This window comes from Sphingosinicella terrae, assembly GCF_003347635.1.
Classification (GTDB): domain Bacteria; phylum Pseudomonadota; class Alphaproteobacteria; order Sphingomonadales; family Sphingomonadaceae; genus Allosphingosinicella; species Allosphingosinicella terrae.
In genome coordinates this window covers 231,413-243,849 of the sequence record NZ_QDFY01000003.1, presented here as the reverse complement: position 1 = coordinate 243,849, position 12,437 = coordinate 231,413, and the positions used below count along the sequence as shown (strand labels likewise).

Below are 12,437 nucleotides of genomic sequence, written 5' to 3'. Positions count from 1 at the left end.
GTGGCCCGCACAGCCAAATCGCCGCAGGCGCGCAGCGGGGCCGAGCTGGTGGTCGAGCGCATCCGCCTGCGGCTCGCGCGGGCGCTGGGCGAGAAGGTCCGCGCCGCCGACCTCGCCGCCGTCGAGCGTCGCCTCGCCGGCGCGGAAGGGGCGCACCGGGCGCGGCTCCATGCCCTGTTCTCCCTCGCCGAGGCGGAAAAGGACTGCCTCGATTGCGCCGTCGCGGTGGCGGTGGAGCCGGCGCTGGGTCCGGTCTTCGCGACCCTGCAGGGCCAGCCCGGGCGGTTCCTGCCCACCGAGGTCGCACTGCGCCTCCTGTTCGCCCATGGCCCCGAGCCGATCCTGCGGCCGACCTCGGCCCTGATCGCCTGGGGCATGGTCGAGCGGGTCCCCGGCCGGCCGGGCGAGCCCGACATGATCGAGGCCGACGAGGAGATCGTCGAATGGTTCTTCGGGCGGCTGACGCCCGATCTCCTCTCCGGAGTGGCCCTCGCCAAGGCGGAGGCGCCGAGGCCGCTCGACGAATGGCAGATCGAGGCGCAGGCGGCGCGGCTGCGCCGGATCCTGGCGGCGCGGCAATGCGTGCGCGTCACCATTCCCGGCCTGCCCGGATCGGGACGGTCGAGCTTCGCGGCGGCGATCGTCGAGGCGCTGGGGGTCAAGGCCGTGCTCGCCGAGCCGGCGGCCGGCGCGCCCGACTTCCGATCGACCTTCCAGCGGTTGCAGCGCACCGCTTTGCTCGGCGACCTCGCGCTCATCTGGCAGGGGGATCCCGGCAGCTGGCCCACCGACGTTCCGGTGGCGCCGCTGCAATTCGTCACCGTCGAGCCGGGCCAGGTTCCGGCGCGGCGGCGCGGGCTGGTCGACGTCGTCCTGCCGATGCCGGCGCTGAGCCGCGAGTCGCTCGAGCGGCTCACCGCGGAATATCTGCCCAGGCTGGCCGGCGACGTGCTGTCCCCCTTGGGATCGCCGCGGATCGTCGACCTCAGCGACGCCGCCGCCCAGCAGATGCGGACGGCGGAGGAGTTCCGCGCGATGCTGCGCGAGCGCACCCGCGAACGGACGCGCGGCATCGGCCGGCTCGCCGACCTCGCTTATGACTGGAACGATCTCGTCCTGCCGCCGCGGACGCGCGACCTGCTCGAGTCGATCGAGCAGGAGGCGCGGCTGCGCCACGCGCTCCTGAAGCAGCCCGAGAAGGAAAGGCTGTTCGGCGCCGCCGCCCTGCTGACGGTGATGATGTCCGGGCCGCCGGGTACCGGCAAGTCGATGTCCGGCCAGGTGCTCGCCAATGCGCTGGGGCTCGACCTCATGCTCATCGACATGGGCGCGACGGTGAGCAAGTTCGTCGGCGAGACCGCCAAGAACCTCACCGCCGCCTTCCGCGCCGCCCGCGACGCCAATTGCGCGATCATGTTCGAGGAAGCGGACAGCCTGTTCGCCCGCCGCACCGACGCGGACAGCGTCAACGCCCGCCACGCCAATGCCGATACCGGACACCTGCTCCAGCTCATCGAGGGCCATGACGGGCTGGTCATGCTGTCGACCAACCGGCGGGCGAACATCGACACCGCCTTCCTGCGGCGGATGCGGTTCATCGTCGAGTTCCCGATGCCGGGCCGGGAGGAGCGCAACCGGCTCTGGGAGAAGCTGCTGGCGCCGCTCGGCGTCGCGGCACGCGCCCGGGCCGCGATGGCCGAGGCGCTGGCCGAGGCGCACGAGCTCAGCCCGGCGCAGATCAAGGCCGCGGCGTTGTCCGGCGCCTATCTCGCCGAGGCGAGCGGGAAGCCGATCGCCCTCGGCCATCTCACCGAGGGGGTGATGCGCGAGTTCCTCAAGGAAGGCCGCCTCGCCAAGGTCTCCGCGCCGGTGGCGGCGCTGCCGAGGAGGCGCGCGCATGCCTAACCTGTTCAACGGCTATCCGCTGTCGCCGACGGTGATGCGCGGCGCCCTCGTCCAGCTGCTGGAGGAGTTCGGGATCATCATCCCCAACATCGTTCCCTTCCAGTACAATCCGGCGAAGATCACGCGCAGCTTCACGCCCTGGAATCCGTTCCAGACCAGCCCGCAGAACCAGGCCGCGCAGACGCCCCTGGTCCAGCCCTTCGATCCCGAGGAGACGTACGGCTTCGAGCTCGAATTCGACGCCGCCGACGATATCGAGATGGGCAATCCGATCGCGATGGCGACCGGCATCGCCTCGCGGCTGGCGGCGCTGCGCAAGCTGATCGAGCCGAGCGAGGGACTGATCGGCGACCTGGTCGGCGCGGCCAAGGCGCTGGCCGGGAATCCGGCGAACCAGGCCGAGCGCCCGACCATCCCGGTGACCCTGCTCATCCTCGGCACCGCCGTCATCGTGCCGGTGCGGGTGACCAGCATCTCCACCGAGATCATCGAATTCACGCCCAACCTCTATCCGCTGGTCGCGAAGACGACGCTCGAGCTCAAGGTGCTCACCCCGGACGTGTTCAAGTGCAAGACGACGACCGCAACCGGCGTCGCCATCGCCGCCTACAATCTCAACAAGGTGCAGGAGGACGCGCTCGCCATCGCCAATGTCGTCAATGTCGGCACCGCCGCCGCCTCGATGATCCCGGTCTGAGGCCGCCATGTCCGTCTTCCAGGCCAATAGCCGCTATCTCAAGTTCGCCGCCCTTACCTCGGCCACCGACCGGCGCGGCCGCACCGTCGCCTGCCTGACGCCGGCGCGGATCCCGGCCCAGCTCGAGCTCGGCAAGCACCGGCTCAAGGACGGCCAGCGGCTCGACCATCTCGCCCAGCATTATCTGAACGAGTCGACCGCTTATTGGCGGATCGCCGCGCTCAACGACGCGATGACGCCCGACCAGATCGCGGCGGCGCCGTTCATCGCGATACCGGTCAAGGGCAGCTGATGGGCTTCGGGGCGATCATCACCCGCGGCGAGGAATTCACCGTGATCGAGGACATCATGCCCTGGATCACCGAGGCGCGGGTCGAGATGGAGCTCAGCAAGGCGACCAAGTTCGCGCTGCGCTTCGAGGACGATCTGTGCGAGGGCGATCCCGAGGTCGCGCGCAATCCGGCGCTCCGCTCCAACGAGATGATCGGCATCTTCGTCCGGCTCGACGAGCAGCTCCATTGCCTCGTCTTCGGGCCGATCACGCGCATCCGCACCTCGTCCATGGTCGGCGGCACCGGCAGCTGGGTCGAGATCCATGGCGAGGACCGGCGCGTGATCATGGGCCGGGTCGGGGTGCAGGCGACCTGGACCGGCTTCGCCTCCGACGCGGCGCGATCGATCCTGGACGCCTATGGCTTCGAGCATGACGTCGAGGACACCACCAAGGAATATGCCGACGAGCAGAACGGGCTGAGCCAGCGCGCCACCGACCTCGCCTTCCTCGAGGAGATCGCCCGCAAGAACGTGCTCGAATTCTGGCTCGACTACGAGCCTTCCGAGGTGCCGGGCACCGGCGGCATCTCCTGCACCTATACGGCGCGGATCAAGAGCTCGCCGCCCGGGCCCTTCCTCAACGTCACGCCGCCGATCCTCGCCGCCCCGGCCGGCAACGCCATCAACGTCCACCCGCCGGCCGACCAGTGCATCAAGGTGACCCGCTTCGACGCCCGCATCGACTATGAGCGGCCCAATGCGGCGCTCGGCTTCGGCCAGCAGGCGGCGACCGGAGAGGAGGTGGAGACGCCGGGCGAGGAGACGCTCGAGCCGGTGACCCCCGACTGGACGACGCTTCGCGAGATAGACGGCGTCGACCGCCAGGCGCTGGCGCCGGCGGTGACCGATCCCGAGGAGCAGCAGCTCGCCGAGCGGGCGATGCTCAACGAGGCGGCCTGGTTCGTCGAGGTCGACTGCTCGTCGACGCTCGAGCTGCTCGGCCTGTGCGTCAAGCCGCACATGATCATCGACGTCCAGAATGCCGGCACCCGCCTGTCCGGCGCCTACCAGGTCAAGACCGCGACCCACGTCATCAACGCGGCCGACCATTTCATCGACTTCAAGCTGCGCGCGAACGGCCTGCGCGAGGAGGACCGGGTGCTGTGACCGACATGATGGAAGAGCTGGACCGCGTCGTCCAGGGCATGAGCCAGCGTTATTACGGCAAGTATCGCGGCACCGTCGTCGACACCGCCGATTCGACCAAGCGCGGCCGATTGAAGGTCCGGGTGCCGTCGGTGATGGGCGACAAGGAGATGTGGGCGATGCCCTGCGCGCCTTATGCCGGCGCCAGCGTCGGCTTCTTCGCCCTGCCGCCGGCGGAGAGCTCGATCTGGGTCGAGTTCGAAGGCGGCGAGATCAGCCAGCCGATCTGGTCGGGCTGCTTCTGGAAGGACGGCGAGATCGACAGCGCCGACGCCGTCGAAGGAATCGCCTTCTGGAAGACGCCGGGGCTGACCCTACGCGTCGACAACGATGCCGGCACCGTCGAGATCGAGACGTCGGGCGGCAGCAAGATCACGATCAAGAGCGACAGCATCAAGATCGAGGCGCCCGAGGTCGAGCTGTCGGCGAACGGCGGCAGCGCCAAGGTCTCGGCTTCCGGATTCGACGCCATGAACGGCGCCCTGACGGCGATGTGAGGGGGAAAGAGGCGATGGCTCCTCCACTCGTCACGCTTCCGGCCGGGATCATGGCCGCCGGCGCGCCGGCCGCTTCGGTCGTGACGACGAACAGCCGGGTCAAGACCGCGATGGGCCCGATCGGCATCGCCACCGACGTGCTGCAATTTTCCGGGCCGATGGTGACGGGGATGTGGACGGTGACGAACAGCCGCGTCTTCGTGAACCGGATCCCGACCGTCTCGACGGCGTCGATCGGAACGGCGGTCAGCGCGGTCCCGGCCAGCGCGCCGGTCAGCGTCACCCTGGGCGACGCCCGGGTGAGCGGGAGCTGAAGCGATGACGCTCGCCCCCTTCGCCCGCCGGCTCGCGACGCCGCTCTCGTTCAACCCGCTGTCGGGCCGGACCGAGGAGGAGCCGGATTACGACGCCTATGTCCGCCAGCTGATCCGCTTCCTGCTGCTGACTTCCCCCGGCGAGCGGGTGAACCGGCCCGCCTTCGGCGCCGGAATCCGCCGGCTCGTCTTCGCGCCTCTGTCGGAGGCGACGGCGATGCTGGCGCGCACCATGGTCTATGACAGCCTGACGCGCTGGCTGCAGCCGATCATCCAGGTCGAGCAGGTCAAGATGGACGTGCAGGCCGAGACCCTGCTCGTCACCGTCGTCTACCGGGTCATCGCCCATGGCGAGCAGCGCTATCTCAACGAGGAGGTGCGGCTGTCATGACCGCCCCCGGCCGCCGCATCGCGCTGTGCGCCCAGGCGGTCCGGACGCTGACCGGCATCGACTTCGTCCAGGTCGTCGATCCGGCCGACCAGAGGGTGCTGCGCGTCTTCTTCATCATCGATCCCGAAGAGACCGTCCCGCCGATGGTGGCGCCGGGCGCGGTGCCGGCGGTGCCCGGCGGGGCCGACGAGGGGCCGGACGTGCCCGCGGTGGCGCCGCTCGGCGCGCGGATCGAGACGGCGGCCGGCGCCGTCGCCGCCGACATCGCGGCGCTGCGCTGGCGCCGGATCCGCACATTCGATGCCGAGCGGGTCGCACTCGAGATCGAGGTGGTGGAGCCCGGCGGCTTCGAGCCCTACCGGCTGGTGATCGAGCATCCGCGGATGGACGTGCTCGGCGGCACCCTCCTGTTCGACTTCAAGCAGGCCTGCGAGACCGGCTTCGACTGCGAGGCCGATCCCGACTGCCCGGGCGATCCGCTCGAGGACGTCGCCGTCGACTATCTCGCCCGCGACTTCGATTCGATCCGGCTTGCCCTGCTCGACTTCACCCGTGCCCGCTACCCGGACTGGCGCGAGCCGATCGAAGCCGACACCGCGGTCATGCTGATGGAGGTGATGGCCGCCCTGGGCGACGAATTCGCCTATCAGCAGGACCGGATCGACGCGGAGACGCGCTTCGCCAGCGCCACCCAGCGCGCCAGCCTCGCCGCCTTGGCCCGGCTGGTAGACTATCGAGTCGACCGCGGCGCCCCGGCCGGCGGCGACATCGCCGTCACCGCGATCGGCGCCGGCGGAACGCTGCCGGCCGACACGCCCTTCTGGGCCCGGCCCGACGCGGTCTCGTCCATCCCCTTCTCGACGATAGCTGGGATCTGGCTCCATCCGCGCTGGAACATCTTCCCCGCGCACAATCCCGATCCCGAGCAGGATTGCCTCGGCCACGGCCTCACCAGCCTGATGCTGCAATCGGCACCGGCCGTCGCCGCCGAGACCCCCGCCGGCGTGACCCGAGAGGAGTTCCTGGTCGGCAAGAAGGTCTTCATCCTGTCCGATCCGGGCGCCGAGCGGCCGAAGCGGGCCGTGCCGGTCACCATCATCGCCGTCAACGAGTTCGTCGATCCGCTCATCCTGACCGCGGGCAATCCCACCTTCGTCACCCGGATCCACTGGGACCGGAGCGAAGCGACCCGGGTCGAGCTTCCCTATGACGGCCTCACCGTCGCGATGAACGTGGTGCCGGTGGCCGCCGGGGAAGCCGTCACCGAGCATTTCCGGATCGGCACCGGCGAGGAGCTGGCGGCTTCGATCCCGGTCGCCGATCCGGTGCTGGCGGCGAGGATGCAGGCGCTGCCGCCGGCGGTCGAACGCGAGGGGAGCATCGATGCCGCCCGCGCCGGGCGCGACATCGTCTTCCGCTACGGCCTGCGGGCGAGCGAGGGCCAGTCGCTCCGGCACCGCGCCGACGGCAGTCCGGAGATCGTGCTGACCGAAATCGAGCCGCCGGCAGTGCTGCCGGCGCCGCTGCCGGTCGACGATCCCGCGCTGTTCGCTTTGTTCGTCGAGCCGGCGGGCGCGCCCTCCTGGGACTATCTCGACGATCCGCTGGATGGCGACGTCGACGACACCGTCTTCACGCTGGAGCCCGGAATGTGGCGCACCGTGCGCCGCTATCAGCTGCCCTTCGGCACGTTCGATTTCCAGGATTACGCCTCCGACAGCGGCTGGACGGTGCGCTTCGGCAGCGGCGCCTTCGGCCAGCCGCCGGCGGTCGGCGCGATCGTCCGCGCCCGCTACCTCACCGATCCGGGCGTGACCGCGAACGTCGCCAGCGAGACGCTGAGCGCCGAGCCGCCCGAGGGCGTCGCCGTCTCCCCGGCCGTCGCCGCTTTGGTCGGCGCCGTCACCAATCCCCTGCCCTTCGGCAATGCCCGCGCCGAGGAGGATGCGGCGACGATCCGGCTGCTCGCGCCCGAGGCCTATCGGGCGATGCCGCGGCGGGCGGTGCGGCCGGAAGACTATAGCGAGATCATCGAGCGGATGCCGTTCGTCCAGCGCGCCAGCAGCACGACCCGCTGGACCGGCAGCTGGTCGACCGACTTCGTCGCCGTCGATCCGCTCGATTCGATCGCGCTCACGCCGGTCCAGGCCGCCGCGGTCGACACCGAGATCGAGTGCATCCGGATGGCGGCGCGAGACGCGCGCCGGGTCGAGCCCGATTATCTCGACATCGACATCGAGATCAGGGTCTGCGTCGCCGCCAATGCCTTTGCCGGCGAGGTGGTCGAGGCGCTGTACGAGGCGATCGCCGCCCCCGGCTTCTTCGCGCCCAACAATTTCACCTTCGGCACGCCGCTCAGCCGCTCCTCGCTCGAGGCGGCGGCGCAGGCGGTGCCCGGAGTGCGGTTCGTCGATTCGATCCGGATCCGCGTGCGAGGGCTCGGCGACTGGCGCGACTTCAGCGAGACGGCCTTGGTCCCCGAGGCCGGCCAGATCATCCGCCTGCAGAACGATCCCGACCGGGCCGCCTTGGGCCTGCTGCGGATCAAGAGCGACGGAGGCCGCTGATGCTCCGTCCCGAGACCCGTCCCTGCTGCCCGGTCCCTGCGCATCCGCCTTTGCCCTACATCCGCGCCGGGCTGGAGCGGCTGCCGCGCCAGCTCGTCGGCTTCCCGGAATATCGCCGGGCGATGCTGGCCGACATCGCCGATCGGCCCGCGCTCGCCGGCTGGAAGGCGGACGGCGCGCACGATCTCGGCGTCATGCTGATCGAGGCCTGGGCCTATGTGCTCGACATCACCGGCTTCTACGACGCGATCGTCGCCGATCGCGCCTATGTCGGCACGCTCGATGACGATCGCGCGATGCGCGAGCTGGTCTCGCTGCTCGGCTACGTGCCGCGGCCGGCGATGGTGTCGCGGGTCCAGCTGGCGCTGGAAGCCAAGGGCGAGGACTTGGTCGTGGCCGCCGCCGGCACCGGCTTCCGCAGCCAGGGGTTCGACGGAGAATCGCCGCAGGTGTTCGAGCTGCTCGCGGCGGCGGGCGTCTGGCCGCAGCGCAACCACTGGACGCTGGCGCCTGTCCGCCTCGACGCCTATGACGGCAATGTCCGCTTCGCCTCCGGCACGGCGCCCAATGTCGGCGCGTTGCTGGCGCTGACCGACGGCGGCGGCGAGGTGCTCGGCGCCGGCCGCGTCGCCTCGGTCGACACCGCGACCGAAGCGGACGGCCTCAAATACCAGACCGTCCGCTTCGAGGAGGGGCCGCTCGTGGTGCCGGGCGGAACGCCGCTCTCCGACCTGCACGCCGTCCTCTTCACCCTGCGCGCGGGGCCGACGCCGCTGCTCGACCAGGGGACCGCGGTCAACAACACGGTCGAGGGCAAATATGCGATCCTCGACGCGCTCTACCCGCAGATCGGCCGGCGCGGCTTCGTCCTCGTCGAGGTCGACGGCGCCGTCCATCCCTGCCGCCTGATCTCGGTCGGCCGCTATCTCCACAGCCAGTCCACCGGCGCCTCGACGCCCGACGTCACCATTCCGCTGACGATCATCGAGTTCGAATATGGCGGCGGCAGCCTGAGCGATGCCTCGATCGCCTTCCATTTCCTGCCGCGCCGGATCGGCCAGCCGACCCGGCCGGCCGAGACCGCGATCACCGTCGATCACGTCCAGAGCTCCGGGCGCCTGGAAAAGCCGGTGCCGCCGCTCGGCAGCGCGCCCTGGTCCGGCGACGCGGTCGCGATCGGCGGCATGGCGCGCGGTGCGTTGCTGCCGGGCAGCCTGACCTATGCCGCCGACGGCACCCCGCTCTACGAGGTCGACGCGGCGGCCAGCGGCTTCGCCGAGCCGCTGACGATCCCGGTCAGGATCCACGGCAATGTCGTCGAGGCGGTGCGCGGCGAGACCGTCGTGCAGGAAGTGCTCGGATCGTCCGACGCGGCGATCGCCAGCCAGCGCTTCGTCCTGCGCAAGAAGCCGCTGAGCTGGATCGAGGACGCCTCGCAGGGGCTGGGACGCTCGCCGCAGATCACGCTCAGGATCGACGGCCTCGCCTGGACCTATGTCGAGAGCTTCTACGGCCGCGGCCCGGACGAGACCGTCTTCCGCGTCGAGATGGCAACCGACGGGAAGGCGACGATCGTACTCGGCGACGGCGTGCGCGGCGCCCGCCCGCCGTCGGGCACGGCCAACGTCACCGCCAGCTACCGCTTCGGCGCGGGCGCGGCCAAGCCGCCGCCCGGCAGCATCAAGCAGTTCGCCCGGCCGGCCCGCGGCCTTTCGCGCGTGCTCGGGCCGCTGGCCGCCACCGGCGGCGCCGATGCGGAAAGCGCGGCGGACATGGGCAAGGCGGCGCCCGGATCGATGCTGTCGCTCGGCCGCGCCGTCTCGGTCGCCGATTTCGAGGCGATCGCCCGCACCTATTCGGGAATCTCCAATGCGGCGGTCGCCTATAGCTGGGACGCCGGGCGCCACCAGGCGACGGTGATGGTGTGGATCATCAGCGAGTCCGGCGATCCGAGCGCGGCGCTGGCCGCCTATCTCGCCGCGCGCGCGCTTCCGGGCCTGCCGATCAAGGTCGCGCCGGCGACCGCTGTGGTGGTCCCGGTCTTCGACATCGGCGTCGACGCGGCGCCCGGCCATGCGCCGGAAACGGTGCGCGAGGCGGTCCGGACCGCCCTGTTCGACCCCGAGGCCGGGCTGCTCGGCCCGCGCCGCATCGCCATCGCCGCGCCGCTCTTCCGCAGCCACCTTCTCGCCGCCATCCACGCGGTGCCGGGCGTGGGCTCGGTCCGCTCGATCGCCACCGCGACCGGGCCGATGGCCAAGGCGATCAGCGTCGGCGAGGGCCAATGGCTCGACTGCCTCGCCCACGGCCAGGTGCTCTGATGGCGCTCCCCCCAAGTCCGAGCTCGGCCCGCGACCAGTTTGAGCGGCATTATGCCGAGAAGATCTGGGCGCTCATTCCCGAAATCTACCGCCACGAGGACGGGGTGTCGCACCGCCCCGGCCAGCTGCGCGCGCTCGTCGAGATCCTCGCGGAGCAGGCTGCGGTGGCGCGGCGAAGCGTCGACCGGCTGCTCGCCGACAGCCGGATCGAGGAAGCCGACGACTGGGCGATCCCCTATATCGGCGCGCTGCTCGGCACGCGCATGGTCAGCGCCTTCAATCCGGCCGGGCGGCGCGCCGACGTCGGCCACACGATCGGCTATCGCCGGCGCGCCGGGACGCCGCATCTCCTCGAGGCGCTCGCCGACGACATCGCCGACTGGGACGCGGTCGTCGGCGAAGGCTATAAGGGGCTGGCGCGAAACTGGCACATGCTGGACACCAGCGTCCCGTCCGGTGCGATCAGCCGGACGCCGCGCGGCGGCTACGCCAATCTGCGCAACGTCCGCGTCTCCGACATCATCGAAGGCCCGTTCGACGATCTCGCCCACCGGCCGGACGTTCGCCGGGCTCCCGGCCGCCGCGGGCTCTACAACATCCCCAACGTCAATCTCTTCCTGTTCCGGCAATATGCCTTCGCGCTCGTCGGGGTGACGCCGTTCCGGCTCGACGCGACCCACTACACGCTCGATCCCTCCGGCCGCGACGTGCCGCTCTTCCAGCCCGGCCGCGAGGACCGCGCCGACTGCGCCGCCCGCAACGAATGGGACGTGCGCGCGCCGATCGGCTGCCGCCGGCTCAACGCCGCCACCTACAGGCTGGCGGACGACCCTACCTTCCCACCGGCCTGGGCGCCGCTGATCGGCCGGACCTTCTTCAGCCAGCAGAGCCTGTTCGACGCGACCACGGGCCTGGGCCCGATCGATCGCGAGGCGCTGCTGGCCGCGGCGATGACGGCGCAGAGCCCACGCGGCCATCTCGTCGCCGGCGGCTTCGGCACCGAGCCGGCCATCGATCTCGCCGTCGGCGCCGCCGGCGATCCGTCGCTGACGCCGCACCAGCTCGCCGGCGCCGAGCTCTCGGCCTGGGCCGAGACCGCCGTCACCGATGCCTGGACCGCGTTGCTTCTCGATCCGGCGACCGGCCGGGTGCGCCTCACCGCCGCCCCCGGCGCGGGCGAGGCGCTGCAGATCCGCACGCTCCATTACGGCGCCTTCAGCCCGGTAGGCGCGGGCACGCACAACCGCCAGCGCACGGTGCCGTCGAGCGACCCAGCCGCGCTACAAGGACTGGCGCCGAACTGGAGCACGATCGGCGGCAATCGCATGCTCGACAGCAGTGCGACATACGCCCCGACCGCGGCCGGCGGGGCGATCACGGTGGACGCCGACGCGACCATGTGGGCGACCGACCGGAACCGCCCCTATGTGACGCTGCGGCCGCCGGCGGGGCAGCGCGAGATCCGCCTCTCGCCCGATGCGTCCGGCCGCTCGATCGAGATCAACGGACTGTGGATCGGGCTGCTGCTCGACGGCGTCGCGCCGGACGGCGATCTCGCCGAGATCGTCTTCGACGGACAGTGGCAGCGGATCCTGCTTCGCGACGTCACGCTCGATCCCGGCGGCGACCGTGCCGTGCTCGTCGGCGATCCGGCGGTTCGCATCGCCCATGTCCGGCTGGTGATCGAGGGCGTCGTCGAGGAGCTCGTCGTCGAGCGGTCGGTGATCGGCTCCGTCGCCGAGCGCGGCCTCGGCAGCGACGCCCCCTGCACGGCCGCGTCGATCCGCATCTCCGACAGCATCGTGCGCGGCTATGCCGACCAGCCGGCGCTGTCGGTCGGATCGGCTTCGGTCGAGCTCGACCGGGTGACGATGATCGGCGACTGCCGCTGCGGCCGCGCCGACATCTCCGATTCGATCATCGACGGCGAGGTCCGCGTCGAGGACGCGCAATCGAGCTGCTTCCGATTCTCGACGGCGCGCTCGGGCGGCCGGATTCCGGCGCAGTACGAATCGTTGATCCTGCCCGAGGGCCTGCCCGCCGGCACGTTCGTGTCCGATCGTTTCGGCGATCCGGGCCATCTCCAGCTGTCGGAGAGCTGCCTGCCCGAAATCGCCGCCGGGGGCGAGAATGGCAGCGAGATGGGGGCCTTCAATCGCGCCCTCGACACGATCAAGCGCGCCGACCTGAGGGCGAAGGTCCAGGAATATGCGCCGGTCCAGGCGCGGGTGCAGTTCCGGTTCGTGACATGAGTGGAGGGGATCCA

General features: G+C 70.8%; 10 protein-coding genes. All 10 read left to right on the top strand.

Annotation, left to right across the window (positions count from 1 at the left end; all coding sequences use genetic code 11):
* From DDE10_RS09385 to DDE10_RS09340, 10 genes are read left to right on the top strand one after another with little or no spacing between them, the layout of a single operon-like run.
* Nucleotides 1-1,905 (top strand): ATP-binding protein, encoded by a 1,905-nt coding sequence (locus tag DDE10_RS09385; RefSeq protein ID WP_114952499.1) that lies wholly within the window; start codon nt 1-3, stop codon nt 1,903-1,905.
* Nucleotides 1,898-2,602, top strand: a complete 705-nt coding sequence (locus DDE10_RS09380) for a hypothetical protein (RefSeq protein WP_114952498.1) — start codon at nt 1,898-1,900, stop codon at nt 2,600-2,602. Before DDE10_RS09385 ends, DDE10_RS09380 begins: the two co-directional genes overlap by 8 nt.
* Before the next feature lie 7 nt (nt 2,603-2,609).
* Nucleotides 2,610-2,894 carry a hypothetical protein gene (locus DDE10_RS09375; RefSeq protein ID WP_114952497.1) on the top strand — a complete coding sequence of 95 codons (285 nt, stop codon included), beginning with the start codon at nt 2,610-2,612 and terminating at the stop codon, nt 2,892-2,894.
* On the top strand, nt 2,894-4,042 hold the full coding sequence (locus tag DDE10_RS09370) for a hypothetical protein (protein ID WP_114952496.1): 1,149 nt from the start codon (nt 2,894-2,896) through the stop codon (nt 4,040-4,042). The genes DDE10_RS09375 and DDE10_RS09370 overlap by 1 nt, the downstream gene beginning before the upstream one ends.
* A 5-nt stretch (nt 4,043-4,047) precedes the next feature.
* Nucleotides 4,048-4,578, top strand: coding sequence for a phage baseplate assembly protein V (locus DDE10_RS09365; RefSeq protein ID WP_284734571.1), 531 nt, complete (start codon nt 4,048-4,050; stop codon nt 4,576-4,578).
* 14 nt (nt 4,579-4,592) lie between these two features.
* Nucleotides 4,593-4,892, top strand: coding sequence for a hypothetical protein (locus tag DDE10_RS09360; RefSeq protein WP_114952495.1), 300 nt, complete (start codon nt 4,593-4,595; stop codon nt 4,890-4,892).
* 4 nt (nt 4,893-4,896) lie between these two features.
* Nucleotides 4,897-5,283, top strand: a complete 387-nt coding sequence (locus tag DDE10_RS09355; RefSeq protein WP_114952494.1) for a GPW/gp25 family protein — start codon at nt 4,897-4,899, stop codon at nt 5,281-5,283.
* Nucleotides 5,280-7,850, top strand: coding sequence for a baseplate J/gp47 family protein (locus DDE10_RS09350; RefSeq protein ID WP_114952493.1), 2,571 nt, complete (start codon nt 5,280-5,282; stop codon nt 7,848-7,850). The genes DDE10_RS09355 and DDE10_RS09350 overlap by 4 nt, the downstream gene beginning before the upstream one ends.
* Nucleotides 7,850-10,171: a baseplate J/gp47 family protein gene (locus tag DDE10_RS09345; protein WP_114952492.1), complete on the top strand. Its 2,322-nt coding sequence runs from the start codon at nt 7,850-7,852 to the stop codon at nt 10,169-10,171. Before DDE10_RS09350 ends, DDE10_RS09345 begins: the two co-directional genes overlap by 1 nt.
* The gene (locus DDE10_RS09340) at nt 10,171-12,423 is read left to right on the top strand and encodes a hypothetical protein (RefSeq protein WP_114952491.1); all 2,253 of its coding nucleotides are present in this window, start codon (nt 10,171-10,173) and stop codon (nt 12,421-12,423) included. The genes DDE10_RS09345 and DDE10_RS09340 overlap by 1 nt, the downstream gene beginning before the upstream one ends.
* The last annotated feature ends 14 nt before the right edge of the window (nt 12,424-12,437 follow it).